Below are 16,554 nucleotides of genomic sequence, written 5' to 3' on the forward strand. Positions count from 1 at the left end.
TTTATAGGAAGTTATGTTACCGCGCTTTTTTATGACTGACAATCGTCTCATCGCTCCATAACTTACCCTGAGGGACAGCGCCATTCACCGTAAGGTATTTACGTTTCCCGCTCAAACACTGAGAATTTCATCTTTACGTTTATCAACAATACGAATCGCTTTTCCTTCCGAACGGGGAATGGTTTTTGGGGCGTTAATAATGATATCCATCGTTACCAGACATGTCGATTTCATTTGCTGTAGAAGTCTTTTCCTTAATTTCACTACATTTTCGTGATCAAGGTCTTCTCCTACCCCCTTATAGAAACCGCTTTCAATTTCGATGTGCAATTCAACGCTATCCATTTGCCCCTTCTTCACAAGGTGGATTTGATAATGCGGAACAATTCCTTCCATCTGGAATAACACACGTTCGATTTCAGACGGAAATACATTTACTCCTCTTACTATGATCATATCATCCGTCCTGCCTTTGACCCGGGACATTCTTGTTGTCGTCCGCCCGCATGTACACGGCTCACGGGTAATGGAGGCGATATCACCCGTTCGGTAGCGGATGATCGGAAGCGCTTCTTTCGTGAGGCTTGTAAAAACAAGTTCCCCGTCTTCGCCCTCATCAACAGGTTCAAGGGTTTCGGGATTAATGACTTCAACGAGAAAATGATCTTCTGCAATATGCAGCCCATTCTGTGCTTGATGACATTCAATCGCTACACCCGGCCCCATGATTTCACTAAGGCCGTAAATATCAACCGCCTTCAACTTCAATTTCTTCTCAAGTGTTGCCCTCATTCCCTCTGACCACGGCTCAGCTCCGAATATTCCATAATCAAGCCCATTATCAGCTGGATCGATCCCCATTTCTTCCATTTTTTCTGCAATGTTCAAGATATACGAAGGGGTTCCGCAAATGCCACGCGGCTTGAAGTCATTGATGATCGTAATCTGGCGATCGGTATTCCCCCCTGAAATGGGCACAGTGGCAACCCCTAATTTCTCTGCACCGCAATGGAGACCCAGTCCGCCTGTAAACAGCCCATATCCATATGCATTATGGAAAACATCTGACTTCCGGCCTCCTGCAGCCACAATCCCGCGGGCGACGATCGTTGCCCAATTCTCCAAATCGTTTTTCGTATACCCCACTACGGTAGGTTTCCCGCTTGTGCCGGATGAAGCATGTATCCTAGCCACCTGTTCCATCGGAACGGCGAACAATCCGAATGGATACTGATCACGGAGAGTCTGTTTTTTTGTAAAAGGCAGTTTCGTCACATCATTCAGTGTCTGAATATCTGCCGGATCAAGGCCCATCTCTGAAAATTTCTCTCTGTAATAAGGTACCTGTTCAACTACATAGCGTATCGTTTTTTTGAGGCGTGCCAATTGCATACTTTCCATCTCGGCACGGGTAGCCGTTTCAACTTCAGGATTGTACATGGTTTCAAGTCCCCCTCTTTTTTGCTCGTTTTCCAGTCCGCCCTTGCCTATAACGTAATTTTAACGAATATATATATTATCGTTATACTTATTTTTAAGATTAATACGCCGCTTTCGACCTGTCAATATTATTTTTTGAATTTAAAGAAAATTTAAAATTATAATTTACATTATTTTCTGACCATGTTAATTTTACAGTGGCTGTCGAATAGCTCGGCAAAGGACATTAGAGGAAGGGTGATTTCATGACCATCGACATTGATCAAGATATGCATGAGTACCATTACGACCAAATCAAGCAAGTGCTGGCAGACGAACCATATGCCTCTTTTCTAGGGATGAAGTTGACGAAGCTTGGTCCTGGCGAAGCTGAAGCTGAATTGACCCCAAGTGGACATATGCTAAATAGCCACGGAGCGGTACACGGTGCCATTATCTTTTCGCTTGCTGATTATGCGTTCGCTGCTGCCAGCAATTCATATGGCAAAGTAGCGGTCGGCGTTTCCAATGGCATTCAATTCATCTCAGCTGGCAAACGTGGAGAAACCCTAGTCGCTCGGGCAAAGGAGATTAAGAAAAACCATAAACTCGCATGGTACCATATCGAAGTGGCAGCCGAAGGCGAACTGATTGCAACGATGGAGGCGATGGTGTACCGGAAGAATCAATATTTCGTTGACCAAGATGAATAAGCAGCCTCTGAACCGGACGGATCCTTGACCTGCCCGGTTTTTCACTTGTACTGAAAAAGCCAGGTGAATAAAAAAATCAGGCAAGCAAAGGGGAGTCCCGATTCCGGAACTCCCCTTTGCTTGATTGTAACTCATCCAAGTGCCAATCTTTGTTGCTAGTTTTTGACCTCAATGGAATCGGTCACCTTCACCCATTCCCCCTGACCACTTACGATTGGTTCCCCATTCCGATAAACCATTTTCCCTCTGCTTAAGGTAGCAGTGATTTGACAAGGAAAAGTATGGTCCAGGTAAATGCTTTGCTTATGTTTCGCGAAAAAATTCGTTTCCGAAGCTTCGTGGATCCCATCAAGGGAAACAATCGCAAGATCCGCATCCAGTCCCTCCATGATTCTTCCTTTCCTCGAGGAGAGGCCAAATCGTTCAGCCGGCCCTGATGCTGTCCATTCAGCCACTTTGTAAAGCGGGATTCCATATGACCCTGCCAGTTCTATCATCGACATGAGTGAAAATTGTCCGCCGCTTATTCCGCCCCATGCTTCAAAAAGATTATGTACCTCCGGATCCTTCATCTCATAGGGACATGGCGAGTGGTCCGAGGAGATCATATCGAATTTCCCTTCCATCAAACACTCGATCAATTTTTGTTGTTCTTCACTGGCCCTTAATGGGGGGGCACATTTTGCAACCGCACCTTTTTTGACTAAATCACCTTGATTGAATAATAAATAATGCGGACACGTTTCCACCGTTACATCCAGTCCGCGCTGTTTGGCAGCTTCTATTTTTTCTATGGCCAAGCCACTGCTAATATGGACAAAGTGCAGCGGGCAGCCCGTTAACTCCGCATATGCAATCGCACGCTCGACAGCTTCCGCTTCTGCCTGCACAGGTCTTGTAGCCGCATAATCGTCAGCACTGAATAGACCTTCCTTCTCTTTTTCCTGCTTCAACCATTGAGTGATCGGGTCACTTTCCGCATGAAGAGCCAAGACCTTGCCCAACTCTGCGATCTTCTTCATTCCATGTAAAAGGGTGAAATCATCTGCACGTTCAAATTCTTCATTTCCCGTTGCCGAGAGAAAAGCTTTAAACCCGATGACTCCTGATTTTGCGAGCGCTTCTAGTTCATCGACATTGCCAGGCACCAAGCCTCCCCATAATCCAAAATCTATAATCGACTTCCCTTCGCCGATTTTCCCTTTTTCAAGGAGGGCTTCACGGTCAATGGTTGAAGGGATACCATTCAATGGCATATCGAAATATGTCGTGCATCCACCCGCAGCCATCATTTGCGAGCCCGTTTCAAAGCCTTCCCAATGAACGCGTCCAGGTTCACTGAAATGCACATGGACATCGATCATTCCAGGAAAAATATGCTGACCATCCGCCTCATACTCTTGAACGGCGTTCCCCTCAAGGCGATCGTCAATCTTGACAATCACTCCATCTCGGATTGCAAGATCGGCTTTCTTCACTTCACCAGGAAAAACTACATTCCCATTGCGGATAATAAGATCATAAACTGACATCCAGACCACTCCCCTTAAATAATTTCATAAACTTAAAACGCCCCCCTGGATACCGCAGCTTGCTCCGCCTTTCCTACATATACATCAAGCGCAGCCTGCAAAGCCTCCCCTCGATTCACTTGGAATCCTTGACGCAGCAGGACAGCTTCCAAGGACGCGAGCACAAAGAGGATGTTTTCTTTTCTGCAGCTGAATCCCATGGTGCCAATTCTCCATATTTTCCCGTGGAGAGGACCGAACGAGGAGGCGATCTCGATGCCGAATTCATTCAGCAGCATGGACCGGACGGCTTCCCCATCGATTCCAGCTGGAATTTCAACACAAGTTACACAAGGGAGTTTGTTTTGGCCATTCCCGAACAGCGTCAGCCCCATCGCTTTGATCCCTTCCACCAATGCCGCTTCATGAAGTTCATGACGGGCAAATCGGGCTTCCAGACCTTCTTCAAGCACAAGGCGCAAGCCTTCACGCAACGCATAAATCATGGATGTCGCTTCCGTATGGTGATTCAAGCGCCGCGGTCCCCAATAATCCTGGAGCATGCTTAAATCAAAATAATTACTGGTGATGGGACGGCGGTTAGACACCCTTCGATTGTCTTCGGCGGTCGCAATGCCGCGCTCCACTTTTTTGCGGGATTGAATGATTTTTTCGATGCGGTCATTATACGTGATCGGAGCCATTCCTGAAGGAACGGACAAGCATTTTTGTGTCCCGCCGATCAATCCATCAATGCACCATTCATCCACCTTCACATCCGTGCCCCCGATAGATGCGACCGCATCGACAACAAGCAGGACATCCAGTTCGCGGCAGGCCAGCCCAATTTCCTTCAATGGCTGCATACAACCCGTCGAAGTCTCTCCATGTACGATTGCCGTTATCTTAGGAGAAACCTTCTTGATTTCCGCAATGATGACTTGCGGATCGAATACTTCTCCCCAAGGGCATTCAATCGTATGGACTTCGGCACCGTACCGTTCACAAATTTCCACCAGCAGGTGACCGAATCTTCCAAAAATGGGGACGAGGACTTTATCACCTGGTTCAATGATGCTGCACAGGAGCGCTTCATTCCCTGACCTCGATGTGCCGTCTATCGGGAACGCCCATGTATTTTTCGTCTGAAAAACCAAACGCAGCATCTCCATCACTTCATTCATGATCGAGGTGAATGCAGGATCGAATTGCCCTAAAATCGGCGTGCTCATCGCTCTTAAGACACGCGGGTCCACCTCGACCGGCCCCGGCGTCATGATCGTTCTCATCGGTGTATTTAATTCTGAATATGCCATTTTTCCCAGCTCCTTTTAATAGGCTAATTTATAGAGGACTTCGCTTAAAACATCGATTCCCCTTTCTAAATCCGGAACACTTGTAAACTCCTTAGGCGAGTGGCTGATTCCACCCTGACTGGGAACGAACAACAAGCAGGTCGGACAGAAAGAACCAAATACCTGGGCATCATGACCGGCTCCACTGACAATATCCTGATAAGGTATATGTTTATCCTCGGCAATCCGCCTTGCAAGCTGATTCATTTCCATATCCATCGCAACGGGTTTGACATCCATCCATTGCGAAACCTCCAGCTTCATTCCTGCTTTTTTCGCCAATCCATCAAAAGAAGAGAAAATTTCCTTGCAAAACAAATCAAGTATCACTTCTTCATGATGCCTGATATCAAGGGTGAACTCCACTTCACAAGCAATGACATTGGGAACATTGGGAATAACATTCAATCTGCCGACCGTCGCCACTAAATGCGGGTCCATCCCCTTCGCTTTGTTCGTTAAGAAGGAGATGAATTCCGACGCGGTGCTGACTGCATCCTTGCGGTAGGACATGGGGGTGGTTCCCGCGTGATCGCTTTCTCCAACGACTTTTACCGTATAGCGGCGCTGTCCGACAATATGGCTGACGACGCCTATCGCATTTCGGTTCTTTTCGAGGACCATCCCTTGTTCGATATGGATTTCGACGAATCTGTCAATATCGTTGCGGGCAGGCGTTTTATAGACTTCGGGCCCAAATCCCGCTTTCTTCATCGCTTCCACAAAAGGGATTCCCTCTGTATCTTCCATATCCTTTACATGATCTAGATCATAGATTCCTTGGATATTCCTCGAGCCCCAAAACGTAATGGGGAATCTGCTTCCCTCTTCTTCACAAAAGGAGACGACCTCTATCGTTTTTCGAGGCTGCCCATATATTCTATATAACTTTTTAACCGCAAGGAAGCTGGCGATGACCCCGTAAGCGCCATCGTATTTTCCCCCATCCTTGACTGTATCGATATGGGAGCCGGTCAGGATCGTCCCACTTGCCGAATCCGCCCCCTCAAGCCTGCCAAACAGGTTCCCTACACTATCAAAATAGGTAACAAGGCCTTCCTTATCCATCTCACCCTTCATTGCAAGCTGAGCACTCAGCCATTCCTCGGAATACAATAAACGGGTCACCCCTTTATTTTCCGTCGCTCCAAAAGAGGCCAACCACTCAATCAATGAAGCAACATCACCCGTTTCATCCATGAATTTTTCAATTTGGATTTCCATCACATCTCTTCCCTTCCCAGATTCAGTCATGTCATGAATATTCACAAACATGTGTTATCTATTATTTTACTTCCTTTCGCCTCTAACTTCATTGACGAATCTGTCAGGATTTTGATGTTTTTTTGTGCAAAACAACCAATGTACCAATCTTCTAAGTTTATATAAAGAAGAGAGCACCCATGAAACTAGCCCCCCCTCCTCTTTTCAACTTGTATAATTCGAACCTAAGCCCAATTCCCTCAAAAGCTTACGGTAGGCGATCGACGTCTTATCTGCCGCGATATGCGCTTCCGCTTGAAGGTCAAGAGGCAGCTCCTCCGGCTTTTGATTTTCCACCATCGCCCTATCTTCATTGAATATCTGCAGATTAAATTCATACGTATCCTCAATCGGGGCATCCACATCGAAATTACGGGCCATCGGCGAAAACATTCTTGTCTTACGTGCCGAAACCGGACTGGCACAATTCAAGATATGGAGTTTTCCATCATACGGGAAATGAACGGTCAGCCTTGCCGCAAGCGGCGGAAATATATCGAAAACCCGAAGCCATTCGAAGTTGGCAGGCTCTAGGTGCTTCATGCCTTTTCCATAATTGCTGACGGAACTTAAATATTCAACATGCAGGCCATACTCCGTTTTATCCACCTTATAGCTGGGGACGATCTGGTTATTACGGTCAGCGAAGCTTTCCGAATGAACCCAAGCGAAGTGGGACACATCCAAGAAACCTTCCATCTGCCGGCCGGCAGAGCCGGCAATGTCAATGGAAGGCGGAAGGATATTCAAATATCCCTCATCCTCCCACGCAGGCAATTCCGGAATGTCTTCTTCATCACTCGCAATCGATGTCCATACCAAGCCGTAACGCTCGACAGTTGGATAAATATTAATGCATAGCCGCGGGGAAATCTTGGCACCGGGATGTGCAGGTATCCCGGTACAATCACCTTCCGGACCATACCTGAAACCATGGTACGGGCATACGATATCATCTCCATCAACCCATCCCATGCTTAACGGCACCCCTCGATGGAGGCAAAGGTCCCTTGCAACGATGATCTTCCGATCGACCCGATATAGGACAAGGTGTACATCAAGAAGTTTAATGCCTATCGGCTTTTCTGCCACTTCCTCGACTGCCGCTACAGGAAACCAATATCCGGTTAATACATCCCAGTCCTTTTTACTGAATGTGCACTCTTTCGGAAATGGCGTTACTCTTTTTTTCTTGTATGAACCTATCCCTTCACCCATGTTATGCACTTCCCCTTCGGACTTTTTTTGTAAATAATAACAAAATTATTATATTTTGTCATTAACTATGTTATAAAACCTCACATTTGATGAACGCCCAAATGTCCAACAACGAAATTTGTAAGATATGTCAAAGGGTTTGTATGATATGATAATGAAAATCCGCTAAGCAAGTCCATAAAACTACATTTATCAGAATGAGGTGTTCCATATGAAGGTAACAGAACTTTTGACATTGCCCGCATTAGCCGGCATGAATGTAATTGCAGGGGAAACAGGGACCGATCGGGAGGTCTACACAGTCAACATGATGGACGCTCCAGATATCATCCACTTTTTAAAGCCTAACGAACTTCTTGTAACCACCGCTTATCACGTAAAGGACAAGCCGCACCTTTTGTCATCCCTTGTCGAGGCAATGGCCAATCAAGGCTGCGCAGCACTCGGAATAAAGACAGGGAGGTTCCTGACGGAAATCCCTGAAGCTGTATTGGTTCTCGCAAACGAATTATCCCTCCCGATCATCGACCTGCCTCACGAATTGTCTCTTGGGGAAATCATCAACTACACATTGCGGGGGATATTGGATCAACGGGCAGCAGAGTTGGCATTTGCCATGGAAACCCATAAGCAATTCACCGATTTAATCATGCGCGGCAAAGGTATCGAGAAATTACTTGATCATTTATCCGAAATGATTGGATATCGCATTCTTTTAGTTGACCAATACCTTAAACCGCTATCCCGTCCAATATCCACATCCGGAATTATTCCAATAATCAAAAAGATGCGTGGTGCAGGCTTTCGATTTAATAAAACAAAAGCTTCGTCCTTTTCCTTTACATCCCTTACCAACCAACAAACCTATACCATTTTCCCCATATACATGGACGAAAAAAAGTTTGGTTATTTGACGATAGCAGGAGAGGTCAAGTCGAGCGATAACCTTTTAACACTGACGATAGAGCAAGCCACAAACGTCATCTCCTTCGCTCTAATGAAGGAACACGCACTTAAACAGCACGACCGGAATATCCGGAATGATTTCTTCCTTCATTTTCTTGATGGCAATTTTTCTTCACAAGAGGAAATCACAAACCGGGCTAAAGAGTTTTCCTTACGCAATGAACAAGCGTATATTTGCGCAGTCGGCAAGATCGACGGACCCGAATCTACGAAAAGCTATACACAGCTGCAAAGGCAGGCCGATTCGATTTTTCAATCCTTGGAAGATGAACTTCATCTATCACCCCATCCCATTCATCTCTTCACAAAAGGAAAGAAATGCATTCTCTTATACGAAGTCAATGAAGTTTCTGCGGATGTTCTCCAATATGTCGAAGCCTCGTTAAAATCATTGCAAAAAATCACAGCCAGCCAGTTCGGTTGCACGATTTCTTTCGGCATAAGCACAAGGAGCCCGAGTTTTTTACAAACCAAGAATTCGTATAAAGAAGCGAACGACTCCCTCATTGAAGGAGGTCTCGCAAAAAAGACCGAATACATCCAATCATTCAGGACGAAGGACATCATGGAATTATTGAGGATCATTCCCGAGGAAGACTTGAAGAATTTCTACTTTTTTGCCTTGCAGGGATTTTCCAAGATCATTACCGAGGAGGAGCAGTCCTTATTGCAAACATTATCTGTATATCTTGAAACACATTGCCAAATATCCGAAACGGCTAAACGGTTGTTCGTTCATAGGAACACCGTCGTGTACAGACTGGAGAAGTGTGAAGAACTACTCGGCAAAAGCTTGAAAGACCCGGAGACAACACTCCAAATACGACTTGCCCTTCGCATTAAATCATTGCTAAATGGATGATCCGCCCTACTCCCTTCCGCACTTTATGCAGTTTGCTCATATGATTATACAAAAATTGTCTAAAATAACTAATGACAATTTTCTGATTTTTTATTATGATATACTTCATAACAAACGTGTGTTATATAATATAACATTAAATGAAGGAAGGGAGTTTTTATATGAATAAGTTCAAAACCTTCTCGTTAGGTCTTCAACACGTTCTTGCCATGTACGCAGGAGCGATCCTCGTACCAATCATCGTCGGCGCTGCATTGGGTGGGGCTCACCTCTCAACAGCTCGCCTACCTGATTGCCATTGACCTATTAACCTGTGGAATTGCTACTCTATTGCAATCTTGGAAAAATGAATTTTTTGGCATAGGACTACCCATCGTTTTGGGGACATCTTTCGTAGCCGTCACCCCCATGATCTCCATTGGCAGCCATTATAGCATTTCCGCCATATATGGAGCGATCATCGCAGCTGGTTTATTCATCATTTTATTTTCCAACATTTTCAGTAAACTGCTTAAATTATTCCCCCCTGTCGTGACCGGTACCGTCGTCATCATTATTGGATTATCCTTAGTGCCCATCGGAATCCAGAATATGGCCGGCGGTTCAGCCAACAAAGATTTCGGTTCAGCAGAAAACTTAATGCTTTCCTTCGGCGTCCTTGCTGTCATTCTATTAATCAATCGCTTCTTCACAGGATTCATCCGCTCCATTTCCGTTCTCATCGGCATCATCACCGGAACGATCGCTTCAACGGCATTTGGTGAAATGGACTTTTCCACCGTTTCCCAGGCATCTTGGTTCCATATTCCTGCCCCTTTCTACTTTGGATCGCCCACGTTTGAAATGGCCCCGATTCTTACGATGCTGCTGGTTGGCACGGTCATTTTAATTGAATCCACCGGCGCATTCCTTGCCCTCGGAAAAATAACCGGTAGAGTATTAACCGAAAGGGATATAGTCAAAGGCTACCCGGCAGAAGGCATCGCATTCACTTTAGGAGGGATTTTCAATGCCTTTCCATATAGTACATTCGCACAAAATGTTGGCCTTGTTCAGTTATCAGGAGTCAAAAAAAGAACGATCACCATCGTTGCAAGCTTCATCTTGATCGGACTTGGGCTGACACCCAAAGTCGCAGCGCTCGCTACACTGATCCCTACGGCCGTTCTCGGGGGTGCAACCGTGATCATGTTCGGAATGGTCATTTCTTCAGGAATTAAAATGTTGAACGACGTCGATTTTTCCAACAACGCCAATTTATTGGTCATTGCTTGTTTCGTTTCACTTGGACTGGGTGCCACTGTCGTTCCCGAGTTATTTTCCAGTTTTCCTGAAGCCATCCGGATTGTCGTCGGTGACGGAATCATTACTGGAAGCCTGACTGCGATCATCCTGAACTTGATCTTCTCCCCGCCAAGGAAGGAGACGGCCAAAGGTGATGGCACGATCCCCGATTCCGATCGGTTAATAGCCAAAAGTATATAAAAAAGGAGGAAAAAAATGCTCACACTTGCGGAGCTAAATGCACAAAGCGAAAAGGAATTCACGAAGTTCCTTGGTGATACTTTCGAACATTCGCCATGGATTGCCCAGAAAGCGGCAGCAAGCAGGCCCTTTCATTCCATCATGAACCTTCATCAATGCCTCGAGGCTATAGTAAGGAATTCATCAAAGGAGGAAAAGCTGGCATTAATCAGGAAGCACCCGAACCTTGGGGACAAAGTAAAAATGAGCAATGAATCGCTTTTGGAACAGCATGGTGCCGGTTTAGGCGACCTTACTGCCGCTGAATATGAAAATTTCATATCATTGAACAGGCAATATATGCAGAAGTTTGGCTTTCCATTTATCCTGGCTGTACGAGGCAAAGATAAAAATGACATCTATCAATCCATGCTAACAAGGATGAACCATACAACGACGACTGAGTTCGATAAGGCTTTGGCTGAGATTTACCGGATAGCCGTATTTCGTTTACAGGATAAACTTAAAATTGAAGGGAAGAATTCCATGAAAAATAAATCTGCTGCCCAATCACTTAGTTACGGAAAGGGCAATGTATTCGCTTATCGGACCTATTCCATTCCTTTGACCGGAATTAAACAAATTCCAGAATCAACTTTTTCGGGCAGGGATCATATCATTTTTGGCACCAATGTTAAAGTATCCGTAGGCGGCTCAGCATTTCTTCCTTCCTTCACGGAAGGAGACAATTCCATGGTCATTGCGACCGATTCAATGAAGAACTTCATCCAAAGGCATTTAGCGACATTCACGGGGACTACATTGGAAGGATTCGCTTCATACGTGTCAGAGGCCTTCCTGAATAAATATCCGCAAATCGATACTGTCAAATTGATGGCCGAAGACATTCCTTTTGAAGCGGTCACTGAAGCGACAGGCACTCCCTTGAAACCGAGTGACCTCGTATTCAAAAAATCCCGCAATGAACGGGCACAATCCTCCCTTGAAATCATCCGTGGCGAAAATGGAAACGAAATCACTCAGCAGTGCAGTTCCATCCTCGATCTCCAATTAATCAAGGTAAGCGGAAATTCTTTTGTCGGTTTTGTCCGCGATGAGTATACGACGCTTCCTGAAGACGGGAACCGGCCGCTTTTCATTTACCTGAATCTCCATTGGATTTATGAGGATCAAAAAGATGCATTTGGTACGGACCCTTCAAAATACGTAGCTGCCGAGCAGGTAACCGATATCGCTACATCCGTTTTTCATGAATTGGAAACACCATCCATCCAAAATCTGATTTTTGAAATCGGCTGCAGGATTTTAACTAGATTTCCACAGCTTCTTGAGGTTACATTCGAATCCCAAAATCACACATGGGAAACCGTCGTTCCCATCATCTCGGACTCTATGGGAAAAGTATATACCGAGCCTCGTCCACCATTCGGCTTTCAGGTCTTCACCGTTAAAAGGGAACATCTCGAAAACGACAATATTTTGGCTGCTGCAAAAGCAGCGGGCAAGGAGTGGATATGACCGGGATAACTACGCATGTTTTGGATGTAATGCAGGGCCAGCCTGCGGCGAATGTAACGATCGAATTATACTATTGTGAATCACCCTCGGCTAGCTGGCAGCTGCTCCAGACAAGCGTCACTAATCCCGATGGAAGGCTCGCTGCCCCGCTGCTGAAAGCAGAAGATACGAAAATGGGAAACTACGAAATCGTCTTTCATATCGGAGATTACTTCCGGAGAAAAAACCTCGGACTTCCCGAGCCACCCTTTTTGGACCTGGTTCCCGTCCGTTTTGGCCTATCTTCGCCATCCTCTCACTATCATGTGCCGCTCATCATTTCCCCATGGGCCTATCAGGTTTATCGGGGAAGCTAAAAAAACTGCCGGACTTCTTCTCCGGCAGTTTCTTTGTTGATTATATCGTATTGTTAGACCGAACTTCGGCCATGTTTTAAATCATCGGGTAAATTTGATATAATTTCTCAGAAGATAAGGAATGAGAATGTGAGAGCTAATATTGTAAAGGAGCTTGAGCCATGACAGAATTCTGGGAGTCCAGCTTTATAGAAAATCAAGAGATGTGGGGATATGAACCTTCAGACTCGGCAATCTTCACAAAGGACTTTTTCCTTGAAAAAAAAGTGAAGGATATTTTGATTCCTGGTATTGGATATGGCAGGAATGCAAAGGTGTTCATTGATAATGGAATAGATGTAACAGGTATTGAGATTTCAAAAACAGCGATTGAATTGGCAAAGCAAAGCGGGCTTACTATTCGTTATATACATGGTTCAGTCACTGATATGCCTTTTGATAACAAACTTTATGATGGTATATTCTGTTATGCCCTTATTCACTTATTGAATGAGCGTGAGAGAGAGAAGTTTATTAAAGATTGCTACAATCAATTAAAACCTAATGGATACATGATTTTCATCACTATTTCAAAAGAAGCCCCCATGTTTGGAAAGGGTAAGCAAATAGGGAAAGACTATTTCGGGATTTTCGATGAGCTAAAAATGTTTTTTTATGATTCCGATTCGATAAAACAAGAATTTGGCACATATGGCCTGATGGAAATTTCGGAAATTGTTGAGCCCCATAAAAATATGGAAAATAAGCTTCCATTTCCATTTATAATGGTGAAATGTCAAAAAGAACGTACATAATAAAACCCCACCTGTTCCCAATCGGCAACTGGTGGGGTTTCTAACTTGCTTCTACATCTACATCAACCGGGAGATCCATCTCGTGCAAACACGCCCTTTCACTTATACGGCTAACTTACTGTACTCATCCAACTGGTCTTTGGTTAAATTTTTAATGAAATGGTCGAAGTTTATCGACTCGATTTCATACCTTTTACAAATCTTCAAATAACTTTCATAGGCTTTATCATGAATGTTCATGAGCTTGACTCTCCTCTCTGTTATATAACAACATTTTTATCTTGTTAATAATATATAACAAAAGTTTTTCTCCGTCCATACATTTTTTTGAAAATCACGGACTATTTTCTTCTTTTATTATCTCCCAAATCGGTCTTTGCTAACCCTCTTCCATCACAATAAACAGAACAACAAATGTTTAATTCCCCTCAAGGCAAAATTAAAAGGATTACGTCCGGGTGGTACCGAACGTAATCCTTGAAAGCAGCGTACCTATTATTTTTTTGCACTTGGACTATCTAAACAGCACTTTGGTTGTTACCAGTTTGGATGGGGATGGGGTTGGAAGCAATTCTTTTTGTAAGATAGGGGCATATGTATCGACACGACGGTCTCTAAAGAATTGCAGCATATTTCTCGTTCTTTCTATTTCTTTCAAATCTATTTCTTGTACAATGATTCCTTCCTCTTCATCCAGAGAAGCCAGGATATTCCCTAGTGGATCGCTTATGAATGACCCACCGTAAAAATTCATGTCCTTTTCCTGCCCGACTCGATTTGTCGCTGCGACAAATACACCGTTAGAAATGCCGTGAGCGGAAATCGCTTTTTCCCACGATGATCTTGTTGATATCCCGGGGTGATCGGGCTCCGAACCAATAGCAGAAGGATAGAATAAGATTTCTGCACCTTGTAAGCTCATGATTCGGGCAACTTCCGGAAACCATTCATCCCAGCAAATACCAACTCCGATTTTCCCATAAGCTGTTTCATAGACAGGATACCCAGTATTACCTGGAACGAAATAATATTTTTCATGATACTGGGGACCATCCGGAATATGATTTTTTCTTGTAATCCCTAAACATTCGCCGTCAGCATCAAATACGGCTGCACTATTGAAATAAACTCCAGAACCAGCCCTTTCGTAAAATGGCACAATCAAGACGACTGCCAGTTCCTTTGCTAATTCACCCATTTCCACCAAATTACCGCTATTTGTCTCTTCCGCTAAATCATAATTTTTCACATTAACCGTTTGCGGAAAATATTCCGAAGAAAATAATTCCTGTAAGCAAACGATTTGTGCCCCTTTATTTGCCGTTTCTTTTATTTTCCCCATCGTTTTTTGAATATTTTGTTCGATATTTTCTCCACAATGGATTTGAATAAGACCGACTTTTACTTTTGACATTTTCTCACTACCTGACTTTATTTATTTTTTCGACTTATACCCTTTGGACCGCCTGGCTTTCATGCACGATCTTTCCGTCCATCACCGTCATTTTCACTTTTGTTTCCAGGATTTCCTCTGTCGATATGCTAAATAAATTTTTATCCAGTACTGCGATATCCGCTATCTTCCCTGCTTCCAATGTCCCTAGTTCTTTTTCCCTGAAAGACCCGAATGCCGGAATGGCCGTGTAGGATTTTAACGCTTGTGCCACTGTTATGCCTTCCGATTCCTGCCATGCCTTCCCTGCCAAATCTTTTCTGGTGATCGCCTGATAAATGCCCATCATAGGATTTAGGGGCACGACAGGAAAATCCGTACCAAAGGCAATTTTTGCACCTGTATCGACTATTGTTTTGACAGGATAATAAAGGGGTTGCTGCTTCTCACTAATCCTGGCGGTATATGCCTCACTTTCCATCAATTCGATATGTTTGGGCTGAAAGGAAGCGATGACATTCAATTCCTTAAAGCGATGGACGTCGTCAGGATGCAATACCTCCACATGTTCAATGACATGTCTGGCGTCTCTTTCTCCATTTGCATTTCTTGCGTCTTCAAACGCATCCAACGCCAAGCGGACAGCCCCATTCCCGATGGCATGGAAGCGAATTTGGAAGCTTTCCTTATCTGCCCTTAGCACCAATTGTTTAATGGTTTCAGCTGGATAGGTGGTTCCCCCTTTCGTATCGGGACGATCCTTGTAATGATCCAATAAAAAAGCGGTATGACTTGTCACCACACCATCTATAAATTGCTTTAATCCCGAAAAGGTAAGCTTATCGGACTGATAATTTGTTTGTAACTCCATTGCGTCAGCTAAATCCATTTTTAACTCCGGCGAAAAGTGGATTCTAGTTGTAAGTAACCCTTTTTGATCGAATTCCTTGAAAATCTCCAGATCATCTAATGGATTTGGCGCAATTTTAGCTCCGTATAAATCATTAACGGATGTAATTCCCAACCTTTTGGTTTCATTGAGGAAGACTTGAAATAGTTTTTCCCGTTTTTCTTTCGGTAACTTGTATGCATGTTCTGATGCAAAACCAATTGCCTGCTCAAACAGAAGGCCAGTCAGCTCCCCATTTTCATCTTTTCCGATTTCTCCATATTCGGGATTGGGGGTATTCCTCGTCAATTGAATCTTTTCGATTGCTTTACTATTGATCCAGGCATAATGCACTTCTGCATTGAATAATAAAACAGGACGATCACAAATATATTGATCTAATGTTGATCTATGTGGGAGCACTTTGTTTTTCCAATTGGTATGATCCCAGCCAATACCAAATATCCATTCATCATTTGGTCTCGTTTCTGCAAATTCACCTACCATTTTTGCTGCCTCTTCCTCTGAAGCTGCAGTAAATAATTTGGCGCTATCCTCCTGTAAAATGCTTCCCATCATGATGTGCATATGAAAATCATGAAATCCCGGAATGATCAATCCATCTTCCATGTCATAGACTTTTGTTTGATCGCCAATCAATGACGTGATTTCTTCTATCGAACCGATTTCCATAATTTTATTCTCTTTAATGGCGATAGCCGCTTGAATTGGCTCATCTTGTAAGCCAGTAAAAACATGTTGACCAGAAAGTACGATGTCTGCTTTTCCCATTTTTATCCTCCTCGATGAAT

Annotated in this window: 13 protein-coding genes and 1 pseudogene; 6 read left to right on the forward strand and 8 right to left on the reverse strand. The window is 44.2% G+C overall.

Annotation, left to right across the window (positions count from 1 at the left end):
- Positions 1-111: 111 nt before the first annotated feature.
- On the reverse strand, positions 112-1,440 hold the full coding sequence (locus AS888_RS16355) for a phenylacetate--CoA ligase family protein (protein ID WP_061143222.1): 1,329 nt from the start codon (positions 1,438-1,440) through the stop codon (positions 112-114).
- A gap of 245 nt (positions 1,441-1,685) precedes the next feature.
- Between AS888_RS16355 and AS888_RS16360 the strand changes: the two genes are divergently transcribed.
- A complete protein-coding gene (locus AS888_RS16360; RefSeq protein WP_061143223.1) occupies positions 1,686-2,132 on the forward strand; it encodes a PaaI family thioesterase in 447 nt (148 codons plus the stop codon).
- Between the two features lie 155 nt (positions 2,133-2,287).
- Here AS888_RS16360 and AS888_RS16365 read toward each other — a convergent pair whose 3' ends face one another.
- The 4 genes from AS888_RS16365 to AS888_RS16380 all read right to left on the reverse strand — a co-directional run bounded on the left by AS888_RS16365 (position 2,288) and on the right by AS888_RS16380 (position 7,479).
- Positions 2,288-3,664, reverse strand: coding sequence for an allantoinase (locus AS888_RS16365; RefSeq protein ID WP_061143224.1), 1,377 nt, complete (start codon positions 3,662-3,664; stop codon positions 2,288-2,290).
- 32 nt (positions 3,665-3,696) lie between these two features.
- On the reverse strand, positions 3,697-4,959 hold the full coding sequence (locus AS888_RS16370) for a pyridoxal-phosphate-dependent aminotransferase family protein (protein ID WP_061143225.1): 1,263 nt from the start codon (positions 4,957-4,959) through the stop codon (positions 3,697-3,699).
- Between the two features lie 15 nt (positions 4,960-4,974).
- Positions 4,975-6,222 carry an allantoate deiminase gene (gene allC / locus AS888_RS16375; RefSeq protein WP_061143339.1) on the reverse strand — a complete coding sequence of 416 codons (1,248 nt, stop codon included), beginning with the start codon at positions 6,220-6,222 and terminating at the stop codon, positions 4,975-4,977.
- Between the two features lie 204 nt (positions 6,223-6,426).
- Positions 6,427-7,479, reverse strand: a complete 1,053-nt coding sequence (locus AS888_RS16380) for a Rieske 2Fe-2S domain-containing protein (protein ID WP_061143226.1) — start codon at positions 7,477-7,479, stop codon at positions 6,427-6,429.
- A 211-nt stretch (positions 7,480-7,690) separates the two neighbouring features.
- Between AS888_RS16380 and AS888_RS16385 the strand changes: the two genes are divergently transcribed.
- The 5 genes and pseudogenes from AS888_RS16385 (at position 7,691) to AS888_RS16405 (ending at position 13,460) form a co-directional block, all read left to right on the forward strand.
- Positions 7,691-9,307: a PucR family transcriptional regulator gene (locus AS888_RS16385; protein WP_061143227.1), complete on the forward strand. Its 1,617-nt coding sequence runs from the start codon at positions 7,691-7,693 to the stop codon at positions 9,305-9,307.
- Positions 9,308-9,468: 161 nt separating this feature from the next.
- A pseudogene (locus tag AS888_RS16390) lies at positions 9,469-10,792 on the forward strand (nucleobase:cation symporter-2 family protein).
- Positions 10,793-10,807: 15 nt separating this feature from the next.
- On the forward strand, positions 10,808-12,310 hold the full coding sequence (gene pucL, locus AS888_RS16395) for a factor-independent urate hydroxylase (RefSeq protein ID WP_061143228.1): 1,503 nt from the start codon (positions 10,808-10,810) through the stop codon (positions 12,308-12,310).
- Positions 12,307-12,666: a hydroxyisourate hydrolase gene (gene uraH, locus AS888_RS16400; protein ID WP_061143229.1), complete on the forward strand. Its 360-nt coding sequence runs from the start codon at positions 12,307-12,309 to the stop codon at positions 12,664-12,666. Before pucL ends, uraH begins: the two co-directional genes overlap by 4 nt.
- Before the next feature lie 161 nt (positions 12,667-12,827).
- Positions 12,828-13,460, forward strand: coding sequence for a class I SAM-dependent methyltransferase (locus AS888_RS16405; protein ID WP_061143230.1), 633 nt, complete (start codon positions 12,828-12,830; stop codon positions 13,458-13,460).
- Between the two features lie 102 nt (positions 13,461-13,562).
- Here the strand turns inward: AS888_RS16405 and AS888_RS26165 are convergent, their stop codons facing one another.
- The 3 genes from AS888_RS26165 to AS888_RS16415 form a co-directional block, all read right to left on the reverse strand.
- The gene (locus AS888_RS26165) at positions 13,563-13,700 is read right to left on the reverse strand and encodes a hypothetical protein (protein WP_185113114.1); all 138 of its coding nucleotides are present in this window, start codon (positions 13,698-13,700) and stop codon (positions 13,563-13,565) included.
- A gap of 274 nt (positions 13,701-13,974) precedes the next feature.
- A complete protein-coding gene (locus AS888_RS16410; RefSeq protein ID WP_061143231.1) occupies positions 13,975-14,874 on the reverse strand; it encodes a carbon-nitrogen hydrolase in 900 nt (299 codons plus the stop codon).
- Positions 14,875-14,908: 34 nt separating this feature from the next.
- Positions 14,909-16,534, reverse strand: coding sequence for an amidohydrolase (locus AS888_RS16415; RefSeq protein ID WP_061143232.1), 1,626 nt, complete (start codon positions 16,532-16,534; stop codon positions 14,909-14,911).
- Positions 16,535-16,554 lie beyond the last annotated feature (20 nt).

Origin of the sequence: Peribacillus simplex, assembly GCF_001542915.1 — a bacterium.
GTDB lineage: Bacteria > Bacillota > Bacilli > Bacillales > DSM-1321 > Peribacillus > Peribacillus simplex_B.